We start from the raw sequence: 13,541 nt of genomic DNA, 5'->3' as shown, positions 1-13,541 counted from the left end.
TAAACAGTGGATTTTGAAACCTGGTGGTTGGTTTTTGTACCAATTCTATTTGCCTTGGGCTGGGTCGCCGCGCGGGTGGATTTTCGACAGATGATGTCCGAAACTCGCACCTTGCCGGACTCCTATTTCAAGGGTTTGAACTTCCTGCTCAATGAAGAGCCGGATCGTGCCATTGACGCCTTTGTGGAAGTGGCCAAGCTGGACCCCGAAACCACCGAGCTGCACTTTGCACTGGGTAGCCTGTTTCGCCGTCGTGGTGAAATGGAGCGCGCCATCCGAGTGCATCAAAGTCTGCTGTCGCGCGCTGATCTGCCGGTCGCAGATCGTGAAAATGCCCAGTTTCAGATTGCCCAGGATTTCCTGAAAGCTGGCATGCTGGACCGGGCCGAGGCCGCTTTTGAAGCGGTGCGTGAAACGCGCTTTGCTATTCCGGCCATGCGCGCCTTGATCCGTATTTATGAGTCCGAGCACGATTGGCCGCGTGCCATTGAAGCGGTGCGTCGTTTGCGTGCCTTGGTCGATGAGCCTGTGCCGCAACTGGTGCATTACCAGTGTGAGCAGGCTGAAGGGGCTTTGCAAGGCAAGCAGCCTGATTTTGAACGTGCCGCCAAAGCCTTGGACGAGGCGGATAATGCCATTCGCAAGCTGGGCACGGGCCAAGGCATGTATGCTTCTCAGGCGCGGGTTGCCGGTTTGCGTGCTCGTGTGGCGCGTATGCAAGGCCAGAGCGAGCAGGAGCGGGCTTACCTGGTTTCCATTTTGAGCAGTGCGCCTGAATATGTGGGCCTGTACGCGACCGAGCTGCTGGACAGTTACCGCAAGCTGGGTCGGGGCGAAGAGGGCGTTGCCATGTTGCGCAGTCATTATCAGCAGCATCCCAGCCTGGATATTTTCAATGTGCTGTTCCGTGTTCTGCGCGAACAGGAAGGCCATTTGCAGGCTTGGGCGTTTGCGCGTGATGCTTTGCGTGCCCATCCTTCTTTATTGGGTCTGGACAAGATGCTGGAAGTTGAACTCCAGGATCAAGGGCAGGGCAAGGAAAGTACCGAAGGCGCGGAGGCTGTCGGTGTCGATCAGATTATTGCAGGTGCGGATTTAAGCCTGCTGCGTTCCTTGATACATCGTCACACCCAGCGTCTGGATCGTTATTCCTGCAGTTCTTGCGGTTTTGAGGCTCGCCATTTCTATTGGCAATGTCCCGGCTGCAACTCCTGGGAAACCTATGCACCTCGCCGCCTTGAGGAGCTGAAATGATGACCTTCCCTGGTGAGGCTGTTGCTGCCAGCCGTGTGCTGGTCGTGGGTGACGTCATGCTGGACCGTTACTGGTTTGGCGATGTGGATCGTATCTCCCCCGAAGCACCCGTTCCTGTGGTCAAGATGGGGCGGGTAGAGGACCGTCTGGGTGGTGCCGCCAACGTGGCACGCAATATTGCCGCTTTGGGTGCCCAGGCCAGCCTCTTGGGCGTGATTGGGCAGGACGAAGCGGGCAAGACCGTGCGTGAGCTGGCTGAAGCGGACCATGTTCAGGCTCACTGGGTACAAGACCCGATCATGCCTACGTCATTGAAGCTGCGCGTGCTGGGTCGCCAGCAACAATTGCTGCGCGTGGATTTTGAAGAAAGCCCGGCCAGCAGTGCTTTGGATCAGTTGCAGCAAAGCATGAGCGACTTGCTGGATCAGCATCAGGTGCTGGTCTTGTCGGACTATGCGAAAGGCGCTTTGGCTCAGGTAGAAAGTTTGATTGCGTTGGCGCGTTCGAAGAACATTCCAGTTCTGGTCGACCCCAAAGGCAAAACCTACGAGCGCTATCAAGGTGCCACCATCCTGACGCCGAATCGCTCGGAAATGCAGGAAGCCGTGGGCGCCTGGAAAGATGAAGATGATTTGATGCGACGCGCTCAAGATTTGCGTCGCAAGCTGAATTTGGAATGCTTGCTGATTACCCGTTCCGAACAAGGGATGACCTTGTTCACCGAGCAGGGGCGTGAGCATGTGGATGCGCAGGCACAAGAGGTGTTCGATGTCTCGGGTGCCGGGGACACGGTATTGGCAACGCTGGCGGTGATGCGAGCGGCGGGTCTGGACTGGTTGCAGGCCATGCGCTGGGCGAACCGCGCGGGTGGTATCGTGGTCGGAAAATTGGGTACGTCCATTGTGACGGCAAAGGAATTGGCATGATCGTAGTGACCGGTGGCGCTGGCTTTATTGGCAGCAATTTGGTGAAAGGCCTGAACCAGCAGGGTGTGACTGACATTCTGGTGGTGGACGACCTGAGCGATGGTGACAAGTTCGTCAATCTGGTGCATGGCCAAATTGCCGACTATATGGACAAGGACGATTTCCGTGCCCGGTTGGCGCGCGACGAGTTCTCCAATATTGAAGCTGTGTTGCACCAGGGCGCATGTTCGGATACGACCGAGCGCAATGGTCAGTTCATGATGGACAACAACTACCGCGTGACGCTGGAAATCTTCGAGTACTGCCAGGCCAAGCGTATTCCTCTCTTGTATGCTTCGTCCGCCGCTGTTTACGGTGCGGGTCCCTTGTATGCTGAGGACCTCAGCAACGAAGCGCCGTTGAACGTCTACGGCTATTCCAAGTTTCTGTTCGACCAAGTGCTGCGTCGTCATCTGGATAGTCTGCGTGCACCAGTGGTCGGCCTGCGTTACTTCAATGTCTATGGTCCACAAGAGCAGCACAAAGGTCGTATGGCCTCGGTGGCTTATCACAATATGCTGCAATACCGTCGCGACGGTCATGTGCTCTTGTTTGGTGGCTGGGATGGTTATGTGGATGGTGGTCAGCAACGTGACTTCGTCTTTATTGATGATGTCGTGTCGGTGAATCTGCATTTCCTGGGTCAGGACAAGCAGTCGGGCGTGTTCAACTGCGGTTCGGGACGTGCCCAGCCGTTCAATGATGTAGCCCAGACCGTCGTCAACACCTTGCGTGAGCATGATGGCTTGCCTGCCCTGACATTGGAAGAGTTGGTGACGCAGCAGTTTCTGCAATACATCCCGTTTCCCGATGATCTGAAAGGCCGTTATCAAAGCCACACCCAGGCAGACCTGACACAGCTGCGTGCGGCTGGTTACGACAAGCCTTTCCACGATGTACAGACGGGTGTCGCTGAGTACGTACGCCGTCTGCTGCAGTCGGGGGCTCTGCGCTAAGCAGTAGGGCTTTAACGTCCATGCGGGCTGCCACGCATGGCTAAATGCGGTCTCCGGCCCGCTTTTGCATTCACCCAGGCAGCACCATAAAGGCTTCTTTCCAAGGAGCCTTTATCATGTCTACCTCCCTGATTTTGTCCCCCGTTTCCCATCGCTGGTTGCACTCAATGCAAGGTTGGCGTGCGTCCGTTCTTCGCTTTCTGCTTGCCCTATGCTTATTGGGGCCCTGGAACTTGGCTGCCGCGGTGGATTTGAATACGGCTGATGCTCAACAATTGCAGCAAATTAAAGGTATAGGCCCCCGCACGGCCGAGTTGATTTTGGAGGAGCGTCAGCGGGGTGGCCCTTTCGACTCTTTGCAGGATTTGGCGGACCGGGTCAAAGGGATAGGCGTGAAAAAGATCGTTACGATGGAGCAGTCGGGCCTGAAAGTGGAGCCTGCCAAAGCCGCCAGCAAGGCGGTTTCCAATACGGTCGATGCGGATATAAGAAGAAAGCCGTAGCCCTGGGCGTAGACTCGCTTTAAGCTAGTAGTTTGTTTAGTCTGCATGGGCAGTCAGTGCGAGCTGGCTGCCTTCTTGCTCAAGGTAAGAGATTGATCGATGAAAAACTATCCCACCATTGAAGATACCGTTGGCCAAACCCCCTTGGTTCGCTTGCAGCGTATTCCAGGCGAGTTTGGGCAGGCACGCGGTAATGTCGTGTTGGCCAAGCTGGAAGGCAATAACCCTGCCGGTTCGGTGAAAGACCGTGCTGCCAGTTCCATGATTCAAGAGGCCGAGCGCCGCGGTGATATCAAGCCGGGAGACACCTTGATCGAGGCCACCAGTGGCAATACTGGTATTGCCTTAGCCATGATTGCGGCCGTGCGTGGCTACAAAATGATTTTGATCATGCCCGATAACCTGTCGCTGGAACGCCGTGCTTCCATGACAGCCTATGGCGCGAAGTTGATTCTGACGCCTGCGGATCAAGGCGGTATGGAATATGCCCGTGATCTGGCGTTGAAGATGCAGGCTGAAGGGCAGGGCAAGGTGCTGGATCAGTTTGCCAACAAGGATAATCCAGCGGCGCACGTGCATAGCACCGGCCCGGAAATCTGGCAGCAAACCGATGGTCAGGTCACTCACTTTGTCAGCGCCATGGGCACGACGGGCACCATCATGGGTGTGGGTAATTACTTGCGCAGCCAGAACAGCGGCATAGTGGTGGTGGGGGCTCAGCCTGCACCAGGGGCGCAAATTGCCGGCATTCGTAAATGGCCAGAAGAGTATCTGCCCAAAATTTACGACCCCTCCAAAGTGGATATGTTCGAGGAAATTGGCCAGCAAGAGGCCGAGATCATGACGCGCCGTATGGCCGCTGAAGAGGGGATCTGTGCCGGTATTTCGTCCGGCGGTGCCTTGGTGGCTGCCATGCGCGTTGCTCAGCGCGTAGAAAACGCCACGATCGTGTTCATTGTGTGCGACCGTGGCGACCGTTACCTGTCTACCGGCATCTTTAATTAATTAGGGTTGCCATAGCCCATTTGTTTGGCCAGTTCGGAAGCCAGATCGGCGACCGAGCTGGCATAAAAGTAACTGCGGTTGTAATGGGTAATGGCAAAGAAGTTGGGCGTGCCCAGGCGATACTCGGTGGTATTGCGTGGCTCGTCCACCAGGTTCACTACACCTAATTGAGCCTGCTGCCAGGGGCCTGCGTTCTGGCTCTGACCTTTCACCGTCGCACCGGCATTATTCAATTGTGCCCAACTAAGTTTGGGATAAATGCCGCCGTCCACCATCGCTTTACTTGCGTTACTCAATTCGACCGGAGCGAAAACCGGCAGGCCGGGTTCCCAGCCGTGTGCACGCAAGAAGTTGGCAATCGACGCCATGGCATCGGCTGGGTTATTGCGCAGATCAATACGGCCATCTCCATCGCCATCGACGGCATAGCGTATCAAGCTGCCGGGCATGAACTGGGACATACCCATAGCGCCTGCGAATGAGCCCTGAACAATCCGTGCGTCCAGCTCGCCTTGATAATGCAATTCGATCAGGTCCGCTAATTGATCACGGAACAACTGACCACGCTCGGGACGGCTGTCATCCGGATAGGCAAAGCCCAGCGTAAACAAGGCATCCAGCACTTTGAAGTCGCCCATGATTTTGCCGTAGACGGTTTCCACGCCCAGGATGGCCACAATAATAGAGGGCGGTACACCATAGTCTTTGGAAATCTGGTCCAAGGCCAGGCGATGTTTTTGCCAGAACTGGACGCCACCTTGAATGCGGGCCGGGTCTACATTGCGTTTTTTATACGTTACCCAACTGCGCTTGATGCGCCCTTTGGTGGGGCGCATTAATTTGGCGGCGGTCTCGTTATATTGAGCTTGCTGCAACATATCGGTGACGACATCCAGTGGGATCTTGCGTACTGTCGCCACTTCCTGGGCGTAGCTCGCAATGTCATCGTTTAATTCACCGTTTAATTTAAAAAATTGTGTCCGACCAGAGCGAGATTCACCGGCCTGAATGGACGCAGGTTCGGCCAAAGCCTTGATTGCGACGGTGCCGGTTTTTTTTGCCGAGGTCTGGAAAGCCGCGCCGCTGCTGGGTTTGGTGTCCGTGGACGGAGCTTGGGAAGTGGTTGTGGCGCAGCCGGCAGTGCTCAGCGCGATCAGTACTGCTTGCAAAATTCGAGTGGGTCTGAACATAATCCATCCTCATGGAGACACTATATTTTATCCATCCATCATGCCATTTGCATGAGATGGGCCGATGGCATCCGGAAAGTCCGCAGCGACTGGATGCCATAAACGATCAACTGCTATCAAGCGGTCTGGCATCCTATCTGGCTCAGCGACAGGCAAGGCTGGCGACGGATGAGGATATCTTGCGGGTACACGATGCCGCTTATGTGCAAAAGCTCAAAGAGCAATTGCCGCAGCAGGGGTATTTCAATATCGATCCGGACACCTTGATGAATCCGCACACTCTGGAAGCAGCCTATGCCGCTGCCGGAGCGGGCCTGGATGCGGTCGATGGCGTCATGAACGAAGGGGCGACGGGCGCATTTTGTGCGGTACGACCTCCCGGTCATCATGCCGAGCGGGCGCGGGCGATGGGGTTTTGTTTTTTTAACAATATCGCTGTGGCCGTGGCCTATGCGATGGAAAAATATGGCCTCAAGCGTGTGCTGATCGTGGATTTTGATGTGCACCACGGCAATGGAACCGAGCAGATTTTTGCCGGCGACAAGCGGGTTCTGATGTGCAGTTTCTTTCAGTCTCCGTTTTTTCCTGATTCCTTTCAGGACCCGGCGGCGCAAAACATGGTAAATATACCGGTTGAGGCCTACACCAAGTCTGCTCAGATTATCGATCTGTTCAAACAGGTTTGTTTGCCCCGCATAGAGGCGTTTGCCCCTGAAATTGTCTTTTTCTCGGCCGGCTTTGATGCCCACCGTGAAGATGAAATGGGACAGCTCAGCTTGGTTGAGGCCGATTATGCGGAATTGACCGCTATGGTGGTCCAGGCCAGTGCGCCTAGTGCCGGACAACGTCTGGTCAGTATGCTGGAAGGGGGGTACGATCCCTCGTCCCTGGGGCGCAGCGTGGTGGCTCACATCAAGGCCTTCGCCGGGCTTTAGGCGAGTGGCTTCGGGCTTTGGAATTCTTCTAAAGCCTTATTTCAACAGAATAATTTTTATTTAAGACTGCACTGGAGAACATTACATGAAGGTGTTAGTACCCGTGAAACGCGTAGTTGACTATAACGTCAAGGTGCGCGTGAAATCTGACCAAACCGGGGTGGACATTGCCAATGTGAAAATGTCCATGAACCCCTTTGACGAAATCGCTGTCGAAGAGGCCACTCGCCTCAAAGAAAGCGGTGCAGCCACTGAAGTGATCGCTCTTTCTTGCGGCGTTGCACAAAGCCAGGAAACGCTGCGCACGGCCTTGGCCATTGGTGCGGATCGGGCCACCCTGGTGCAAACCGACGCTGAATTGCAGCCCTTGGCCGTGGCCAAGCTGATCAAGGCCGTGGTGGACAAAGAGCAGCCTCAGCTCGTGATCCTGGGTAAACAGGCGATCGACGACGACGCTAACCAGACTGGTCAGATGCTGGCTGCCTTGCTGGACTGGCCACAAGCCACTTTTGCCAGCAAAGTTGAAGTTTCGGGCGACAGTGTGTCGGTCACTCGTGAAGTGGACGGCGGTCTGGAAACACTGAAACTGAGCTTGCCCGCTGTGATCACCACCGACCTGCGCCTGAACGAGCCTCGTTACGTGACACTGCCCAACATCATGAAGGCCAAGAAAAAGCCTTTGGAAACCCTGACTCCCGAAGAGCTGGGCATTGATGTGGCTCCTCGTATCAAAACTCTGAAAGTGACTGAGCCTCCAGCTCGTGCTGCCGGCATTATGGTGCCCGATGTTGCCACACTGGTCGAGAAACTGAAGAACGAAGCGAAGGTGATTTAAATGGCTATCCTTGTTATTGCCGAGCACGACAATCAGCAGCTGAAGGCTGCAACACTCAACGCCCTGGCTGCCGCTCAGAAGATCGGCGGTGATGTGCATGTTCTGGTCGCAGGTAACCAGGCTGCTGGCGTGGCCCAGGCGGCTGCCAAGGCTCAGGGTGTCAGCAAAGTTCTGTTGGCCGATGGCCCTGCATTGGCTGAAGGCCTGGCCGAGAACGTGGCTGCCCAAGTGCTGGCCATCGCCTCCAATTACAGCCACATCCTGTTCCCGGCAACCGCTTCGGGCAAGAACATTGCCCCTCGCGTTGCGGCCAAGCTGGATGTTGCCCAAGTGTCGGACATTTTGTCCGTGGAGTCGGCGGATACCTTCACCCGTCCTATTTATGCCGGTAATGCTGTGGCGACTGTTCAGTCCAGCGATGCCGTTAAAGTGATCACCGTGCGTACCACCGCCTTTGACGCTGTGGCCGCTGAAGGTGGTAGCGCCGCTGTTGAAGAGCTGAGCGCCGTGGCTGATTCGGGCCGTTCTACGTTCGTCAGCCGTGAAGTGGCCAAGAGCGACCGTCCTGAGCTGGCGGGTGCCGGTGTGGTCGTGTCCGGTGGTCGCGGTATGGGCAGCGCCGAAAACTTCAAATTGCTGGACGGTCTGGCTGACAAGTTGGGTGCCGCACTGGGTGCTTCGCGCGCTGCAGTGGACGCCGGCTATGCTCCGAACGACTGGCAGGTGGGTCAGACAGGCAAGATCGTGGCTCCTCAGCTGTACGTGGCCGTGGGTATTTCCGGTGCCATCCAGCACTTGGCTGGTATGAAAGACTCCAAGGTTATCGTGGCGATCAACAAAGATCCCGAAGCGCCTATTTTTGGCGTGGCCGACTACGGTTTGGTCGCGGATCTGTTTGAAGCTGTGCCTGAGTTAGAAAAAGCGCTCTAAGCGCCCATCGGCCTGCTGGGGACTTCTCCAGCAGGCTTTTTTTCAGTGCGTATATCCTAGGGGCCTGATTGTGGCTTCGGTCCTTTTTGTTTCTGTGTAGGAGTGTTCATGACGTATCGTGTACCCACCCAAGACATCCGCTTTGCACTTACAGAGCTGGCTGATCTACCTGGTGTGCTGGAATTGCCTGGCTTTGAGGATTTCTCGGCCGAGTTGATCGATGCCATTATTGATGAGAACGCCCGCTTCGTTGAGCAGGAAGTAGCACCTTTGAACCGTGCCGGTGATCAGAATGGCGCCAAGTGGAATGATGGTGTGGTCACCACCACACCCGGCTTCAAGAAAGCCTTTGAAGAATTTGCAAAAGCTGGCTGGCAGGGTTTGCAGCACGAAGCCGAACTGGGTGGCCAAGGCTTGCCCAAGCTGATCGGCGCCGTGGCATGTGAAAACATCAATGCTGCCAACCTGGCTTTTTCCCTGTGTCCTTTGCTGACCGACGGCGTGATCGAAGCTGTGTCCATGGTTGGCTCGGAAGAACAGAAACAACGTTTCTTGCCTCCTTTGCTGGAAGGCCGCTGGACCGGCACCATGAACTTGACCGAGCCTCAGGCCGGTTCGGATCTGGCCCAGGTTGCCAGCCGTGCTGTTCCTCAGGATGACGGCAGCTACCGCATCAGCGGTCAAAAGATTTTCATCACCTACGGTGAGCACGATATGGCCGAGAACATCGTCCATCTGGTGCTGGCTCGTACGCCTGATGCGCCTGCCGGTGTGAAAGGGATCTCGCTTTTCATCGTGCCCAAGTTCATGGTGAACGACGATGGCTCCCTGGGTGCCCGTAACGACGTCTGGTGTGCTTCGCTGGAGCACAAACTGGGCATCCACGGTAGCCCAACCGCTGTGCTGCTGTACGGCTCGGGCAAGGGTGATGTGGGCGAGGGTGCCGTCGGCTACCTGGTCGGTAAGGAAAACGAAGGCCTGAAGTACATGTTCATCATGATGAACGCGGCCCGTTATGCGGTGGGCGTGCAAGGTATCGCCGTGGCCGAACGTGCATTCCAGCAGGCTCTTGAATACGCCAACGAGCGTGTACAGGGTGCGCCTCTGACTGGCGGCAAGGCCGTGTCGATTGCCCATCACCCCGACGTGCAGCGCATGCTGGTGCAAATGCGTGCTCTGACGGAAGGCTCCCGTGCCTTGGCTTACTTTGCTGCCGGTGTGAACGACAAGGCGCGTCACAGTGCCGACGAAAATGCCCGCAAGCGCTACCAGGCCCTGTACGAGTTCCTGGTGCCTGTGGTCAAGGGTTTCAGCACTGAAATGTCCCTGGAAGTGACTTCCCTGGGTGTGCAGGTGCACGGTGGTATGGGCTTTATCGAGGAAACTGGTGCGGCCCAGCATTACCGCGACTCGCGCATTCTGCCTATCTACGAAGGGACAACCGCGATTCAGGCCAATGACTTCATCGGTCGCAAGGTTCTGCGTGATGCCGGTGCTGTGATCCAGGGTCTGGCTCCCGAGTTGGGCGCAACTGTTGCCAAGTTGCGTGAACGTGCGGCTCAAGGCGGTGATCACAAAGCGGCCTTGACCCTGATCGCCGATCGTCTGGAAGCCGGTGTGAAGAGCGTGGAACGCGCTGCCATGTTCACCTTGATGAACGCTCAGAAAGACCTGCCTGCCGTGTTCCTGGGCAGCGTGCCATTCTTGATGCTGTCCGGCTATGTGCTGACTGGCTGGCAAATGGCCCGTGCCGCTTTGGCTGCGGAGAAAGCATTGAGCGAAGGCAGTCAGGATCCATTCCTGCGCCGCAAGCTCTCGACCAGCGTGTTCTTTGCCAGCCACTTGCTGCCACGTGCCGGTGCCTTGGCACAGTCCGTAGCGGATGGTTTGGAGCTGACTCCTTACCTGTCGACTGAGCTGCTGTAACTCGATCAGCCCCAAGGCATGAAGGCCCGCGCAGCTTCTTTGGCTGCCGGGCCTTTTTTGGGTATATTGATATAACGTTTAATTATTTGAAACGTACTCTTTATACTGACAAAATCATCTGACTAGTCCTGATTATTTAAGTCGGTGATCTCCTGATCGCGGCTGCATTTCGAAAAGAGGAACGTAATGGCTACACTTCGTCTGGGTGACCTGGCCCCTGATTTTGAACAAAAATCCTCCGCTGGCACCATCAAGTTTCACGAGTTCTTGGGTAATAGCTGGGGCGTTCTGTTCTCCCACCCAGCCGACTTTACGCCTGTGTGCACCACCGAACTGGGTTACACCGCCAAGCTGGCGGATGAGTTCGCCAAGCGCGGCGTGAAAGTGATTGCCGTTTCCGTTGACGACGTTGATTCCCACGGCAAGTGGATTGATGACATCAACGAAACTCAGAAAACCACCGTTAACTTCCCCATCCTGGCTGATGCTGACCGCAAGGTGTCGGATCTGTACGATATGATCCACCCCAACGCCAGCACCACCGTGACAGTGCGTTCGGTGTTCATCATCGACCCGGCCAAGAAAGTGCGTCTGATCATCACTTACCCAGCCAGCACGGGCCGCAACTTCAACGAGATCCTGCGCGTGATCGATTCCCTGCAACTGACCGACAGCCACAGCGTGGCCACGCCAGTGAACTGGGAAGACGGCGACGACGTGATCATCGTTCCCAGCCTGAAAGATCCGGAAGTTCTGAAGCAGAAATTCCCCAAAGGCTACACCGAGATCCGTCCTTACCTGCGTGTGACGCCTCAGCCTAACAAGTAATCGCCACTTGGCCTTTAGGCTCAGACAAAAAGCCCTCCTGCTTATGGCACGAGGGCTTTTTTGTGGGTACAGCCTTTTCAGGTAGACGGCTCTCGCTTGGGCTCAGCGCATCAGTGGACAAGGCGCAACATCAGCGCAGGTACTAATTGCACTCGATGCTGGTTTTAAGTACAGTACTGTATAAGAAAACAGTAAACGGAGTTAGCCATGTCCAGTCCAAGCCGTCATTACCGTCCTCAAGCCACTCCACGTTTCCGTGGACCAGTCCGTTCCGCAGCCTCGTCCAGTCCGTTCACCAAGCCTCTGTCTTTCAAGGCCAAGGTCATGGATGTGTGTTTGGTTGCCGTGTGGGGTGCCAGTATTCCTGGCTTGTTGTGGTTGGGCAGCATGGGCGGGTTTTAAGGCCACGCCCTTGTGCTGTTCCAAGGGGCGATCAGGGCACCAGTTGTGTCCAGTCGTTTGACAGGAAACGGTCGCGTGCCAGTTTTTCGGCCTGCTCCAGTGTGGGTGTTTCCAGTGTGCGGGGTTGAAGTGCCGTCTTTTTGCGGAACACGTCCAGCATGGCTTCAATCACAGCCTCGCGGCTCATGCCGGTTTGACTGCGGATAGGGTCCACGCGTTTCTTGGCGCTGGTGGTGCCTTTGTCCGAGAGTTTTTCCTTACCGATGCGCAGGACTTCCAGCATCTTGTCAGCATCAATATCGTAGGCCATGGTCACATGGTGCAAGACAGCATTGCCACGGCGTGCTTGTGCGGCGCCGCCAATTTTTCCACCAGCACTGGTAATGTCGTTCAGCGGTTGGTACCAGGCATCAATACCAATTTCGCGCAGGGCTTCGATCACCCAGGAATCCAGAAACTCGTAGGACTCCTGAAACGTCATGCCGGCTACAAACTGCTTGGGTATGCTAAGCGAATACGTTATGGTGTTGCCTGGCTCGATGAACATGGCACCACCGCCACTGATACGGCGCACGACGCGTATACCGTGACGGGCAGCTGCCTCGGCTTCAATTTCATTGCGCAAGGACTGGAAACGCCCAATCACCACTGCCGCTTCCTGCCACTCCCAGATGCGCAGGGTGGGGGCGCGGGTGCCTTCACTGACTTCCTGGGTGATGATTTCATCCAGGGCCATATGCAGGGCAGCGGGTTGCGGCTCCATATGGACCAGTTCCCAGGGCAACTCGTTCCAGCTCATCATGCCAAGGCCCTCCGCACGACCACGCCAATGGCTTGCGGGTCCAGACCGAACATTTCAATGTCCTTGGGCAGGGCGCGGCTAACGTGAGCCGCAATTTCTTCGGCACTGCTGTTGACGGACAGACCCTGCAGGGCCTGGTTGATCAGGCTCAGTGCTTCGGGGGGTTCCAGAAAAAAGTCGCCGCTCAATCGTGCTTGTTCGATCATATGGTCTTTGACATCCAGATCGATCACGACCAGCTTGCCGCCAGGGACTTTGTATTCAGCATGCATAGACTGTGTCCTTTGATAAGGTCGGCCCCTTTTTGCCAAGGGGAGGGCGAAGCGAGTAAATTTCCGCCTTTGCTGCGTTTAATACGGGGGCACCGTGCCCAAAGTGTCGTATTTTAGCGTAGTTAAACGCCGGGAAACGACGCTGCGATCAGTCAAAAAGATTGGTAATTCAGGCTTTTTGCTGATAGAATCATGGGCTAATCATTTTTTCATCCTCTGTCAGCGCGATTTTTATAATGTGTGTGGCTGATACGATGGTTTTGGAGTCAATCGTGGATTTGATCGCTATTCTTGAGCAAGAAGAAATCCAGCGCCTGACCGGTGGCAAGCTGCCTCCCGAGTTCGGTCCTGGTGACACTGTTGTTGTGAACGTAAACGTGGTTGAAGGTACGCGTAAGCGTGTCCAGGCTTACGAAGGCGTGGTTATCGGCCGTCGCAATCGTGGTCTGAACTCTTCTTTCATCGTTCGCAAGATTTCTTCGGGCGAAGCTGTTGAGCGTACATTCCAGCTGTATTCCCCTCAGATCGCCAGCATCGAAGTCAAGCGTCGTGGCGCTGTGCGTCGTGCTAAACTGTACTATCTGCGCGATCGCTCGGGTAAAGCCGCTCGCATCAAAGAAAAACTCGTTCGTCGTTCGGGTAACTAATTCCCAAGCGAACAGCGATGCAAAGGCACCCAGGCGGGTGCCTTTGTTTTTATGTGGGATCACATACCAGTTCTTATGGATAAGCCTCGTA

General features: G+C 55.7%; 15 protein-coding genes. 12 read left to right on the top strand and 3 right to left on the bottom strand.

What is annotated here, in order from left to right; translation table 11 throughout:
* Positions 1-6: 6 nt before the first annotated feature.
* From lapB to cysM, 5 genes are all read left to right on the top strand, one after another.
* Positions 7-1,254 (top strand): lipopolysaccharide assembly protein LapB, encoded by a 1,248-nt coding sequence (lapB, locus tag M2Q46_RS05990; protein WP_009456011.1) that lies wholly within the window; start codon positions 7-9, stop codon positions 1,252-1,254.
* Positions 1,251-2,180 carry a D-glycero-beta-D-manno-heptose-7-phosphate kinase gene (gene rfaE1 / locus M2Q46_RS05985; RefSeq protein WP_052159456.1) on the top strand — a complete coding sequence of 310 codons (930 nt, stop codon included), beginning with the start codon at positions 1,251-1,253 and terminating at the stop codon, positions 2,178-2,180. Before lapB ends, rfaE1 begins: the two co-directional genes overlap by 4 nt.
* Positions 2,177-3,175 carry an ADP-glyceromanno-heptose 6-epimerase gene (gene rfaD, locus M2Q46_RS05980; RefSeq protein WP_088450358.1) on the top strand — a complete coding sequence of 333 codons (999 nt, stop codon included), beginning with the start codon at positions 2,177-2,179 and terminating at the stop codon, positions 3,173-3,175. The genes rfaE1 and rfaD overlap by 4 nt, the downstream gene beginning before the upstream one ends.
* Positions 3,176-3,291: 116 nt before the next feature.
* Positions 3,292-3,678: a DUF655 domain-containing protein gene (locus tag M2Q46_RS05975; protein ID WP_302356900.1), complete on the top strand. Its 387-nt coding sequence runs from the start codon at positions 3,292-3,294 to the stop codon at positions 3,676-3,678.
* 99 nt (positions 3,679-3,777) lie between these two features.
* Entirely contained in the window at positions 3,778-4,683 is a 906-nt protein-coding gene (gene cysM, locus M2Q46_RS05970; RefSeq protein WP_009456005.1) for a cysteine synthase CysM, read from the top strand.
* Here cysM and mltB read toward each other — a convergent pair.
* Positions 4,680-5,873 carry a lytic murein transglycosylase B gene (gene mltB / locus M2Q46_RS05965; protein WP_137430205.1) on the bottom strand — a complete coding sequence of 398 codons (1,194 nt, stop codon included), beginning with the start codon at positions 5,871-5,873 and terminating at the stop codon, positions 4,680-4,682. The genes cysM and mltB overlap by 4 nt on opposite strands.
* A gap of 11 nt (positions 5,874-5,884) precedes the next feature.
* Here mltB and M2Q46_RS05960 point away from each other — a divergent pair, with 11 nt between their 5' ends.
* The 6 genes from M2Q46_RS05960 to M2Q46_RS05935 all read left to right on the top strand — a co-directional run bounded on the left by M2Q46_RS05960 (position 5,885) and on the right by M2Q46_RS05935 (position 11,729).
* The gene (locus tag M2Q46_RS05960) at positions 5,885-6,808 is read left to right on the top strand and encodes a histone deacetylase family protein (RefSeq protein WP_198317621.1); all 924 of its coding nucleotides are present in this window, start codon (positions 5,885-5,887) and stop codon (positions 6,806-6,808) included.
* Positions 6,809-6,893: 85 nt separating this feature from the next.
* The gene (locus M2Q46_RS05955) at positions 6,894-7,643 is read left to right on the top strand and encodes an electron transfer flavoprotein subunit beta/FixA family protein (RefSeq protein WP_009456000.1); all 750 of its coding nucleotides are present in this window, start codon (positions 6,894-6,896) and stop codon (positions 7,641-7,643) included.
* Positions 7,644-8,573, top strand: a complete 930-nt coding sequence (locus M2Q46_RS05950; RefSeq protein ID WP_026482963.1) for an electron transfer flavoprotein subunit alpha/FixB family protein — start codon at positions 7,644-7,646, stop codon at positions 8,571-8,573. It abuts the gene before it with no gap.
* Between the two features lie 108 nt (positions 8,574-8,681).
* The gene (locus tag M2Q46_RS05945; protein WP_239054442.1) at positions 8,682-10,499 is read left to right on the top strand and encodes an acyl-CoA dehydrogenase; all 1,818 of its coding nucleotides are present in this window, start codon (positions 8,682-8,684) and stop codon (positions 10,497-10,499) included.
* Between the two features lie 186 nt (positions 10,500-10,685).
* Entirely contained in the window at positions 10,686-11,327 is a 642-nt protein-coding gene (locus M2Q46_RS05940; RefSeq protein ID WP_009455994.1) for a peroxiredoxin, read from the top strand.
* 207 nt (positions 11,328-11,534) lie between these two features.
* Complete coding sequence (locus M2Q46_RS05935; protein ID WP_026482961.1) at positions 11,535-11,729, top strand: hypothetical protein; 195 nt, start codon at positions 11,535-11,537, stop codon at positions 11,727-11,729.
* Between the two features lie 31 nt (positions 11,730-11,760).
* Here the strand turns inward: M2Q46_RS05935 and M2Q46_RS05930 are convergent, their stop codons facing one another.
* Both M2Q46_RS05930 and M2Q46_RS05925 read right to left on the bottom strand, forming a co-directional pair.
* Positions 11,761-12,531 (bottom strand): biotin/lipoate A/B protein ligase family protein, encoded by a 771-nt coding sequence (locus tag M2Q46_RS05930; RefSeq protein WP_302356899.1) that lies wholly within the window; start codon positions 12,529-12,531, stop codon positions 11,761-11,763.
* Positions 12,528-12,803, bottom strand: coding sequence for a lipoate protein ligase C-terminal domain-containing protein (locus M2Q46_RS05925; protein ID WP_035272700.1), 276 nt, complete (start codon positions 12,801-12,803; stop codon positions 12,528-12,530). The genes M2Q46_RS05930 and M2Q46_RS05925 overlap by 4 nt, the downstream gene beginning before the upstream one ends.
* 272 nt (positions 12,804-13,075) lie before the next feature.
* Between M2Q46_RS05925 and rplS the strand changes: the two genes are divergently transcribed.
* Positions 13,076-13,450: a 50S ribosomal protein L19 gene (rplS, locus tag M2Q46_RS05920; protein WP_003799181.1), complete on the top strand. Its 375-nt coding sequence runs from the start codon at positions 13,076-13,078 to the stop codon at positions 13,448-13,450.
* Positions 13,451-13,541 lie beyond the last annotated feature (91 nt).

The organism is Alcaligenes sp. YSL9 (assembly GCF_030515105.1).
GTDB lineage: Bacteria > Pseudomonadota > Gammaproteobacteria > Burkholderiales > Burkholderiaceae_B > Alcaligenes > Alcaligenes phenolicus.
This window is presented reverse-complemented; position numbering and strand designations above follow the sequence as displayed.

Bases quoted from the DNA above. Each gene is read 5' to 3' on its own strand.
- M2Q46_RS05940 (WP_009455994.1), top strand. From the start codon at position 10,686: ATGGCTACACTTCGTCTGGGTGACCTGGCCCCTGATTTTGAACAAAAA.
- M2Q46_RS05925 (WP_035272700.1), bottom strand. From the start codon at position 12,803: ATGCATGCTGAATACAAAGTCCCTGGCGGCAAGCTGGTCGTGATCGAT.
- rfaD (WP_088450358.1), top strand. From the start codon at position 2,177: ATGATCGTAGTGACCGGTGGCGCTGGCTTTATTGGCAGCAATTTGGTG.
- M2Q46_RS05930 (WP_302356899.1), bottom strand. From the start codon at position 12,531: ATGATGAGCTGGAACGAGTTGCCCTGGGAACTGGTCCATATGGAGCCG.
- M2Q46_RS05950 (WP_026482963.1), top strand. From the start codon at position 7,644: ATGGCTATCCTTGTTATTGCCGAGCACGACAATCAGCAGCTGAAGGCT.
- M2Q46_RS05955 (WP_009456000.1), top strand. From the start codon at position 6,894: ATGAAGGTGTTAGTACCCGTGAAACGCGTAGTTGACTATAACGTCAAG.
- M2Q46_RS05960 (WP_198317621.1), top strand. From the start codon at position 5,885: ATGGAGACACTATATTTTATCCATCCATCATGCCATTTGCATGAGATG.
- mltB (WP_137430205.1), bottom strand. From the start codon at position 5,873: ATGTTCAGACCCACTCGAATTTTGCAAGCAGTACTGATCGCGCTGAGC.
- M2Q46_RS05945 (WP_239054442.1), top strand. From the start codon at position 8,682: ATGACGTATCGTGTACCCACCCAAGACATCCGCTTTGCACTTACAGAG.
- M2Q46_RS05975 (WP_302356900.1), top strand. From the start codon at position 3,292: ATGTCTACCTCCCTGATTTTGTCCCCCGTTTCCCATCGCTGGTTGCAC.
- M2Q46_RS05935 (WP_026482961.1), top strand. From the start codon at position 11,535: ATGTCCAGTCCAAGCCGTCATTACCGTCCTCAAGCCACTCCACGTTTC.
- rfaE1 (WP_052159456.1), top strand. From the start codon at position 1,251: ATGATGACCTTCCCTGGTGAGGCTGTTGCTGCCAGCCGTGTGCTGGTC.
- cysM (WP_009456005.1), top strand. From the start codon at position 3,778: ATGAAAAACTATCCCACCATTGAAGATACCGTTGGCCAAACCCCCTTG.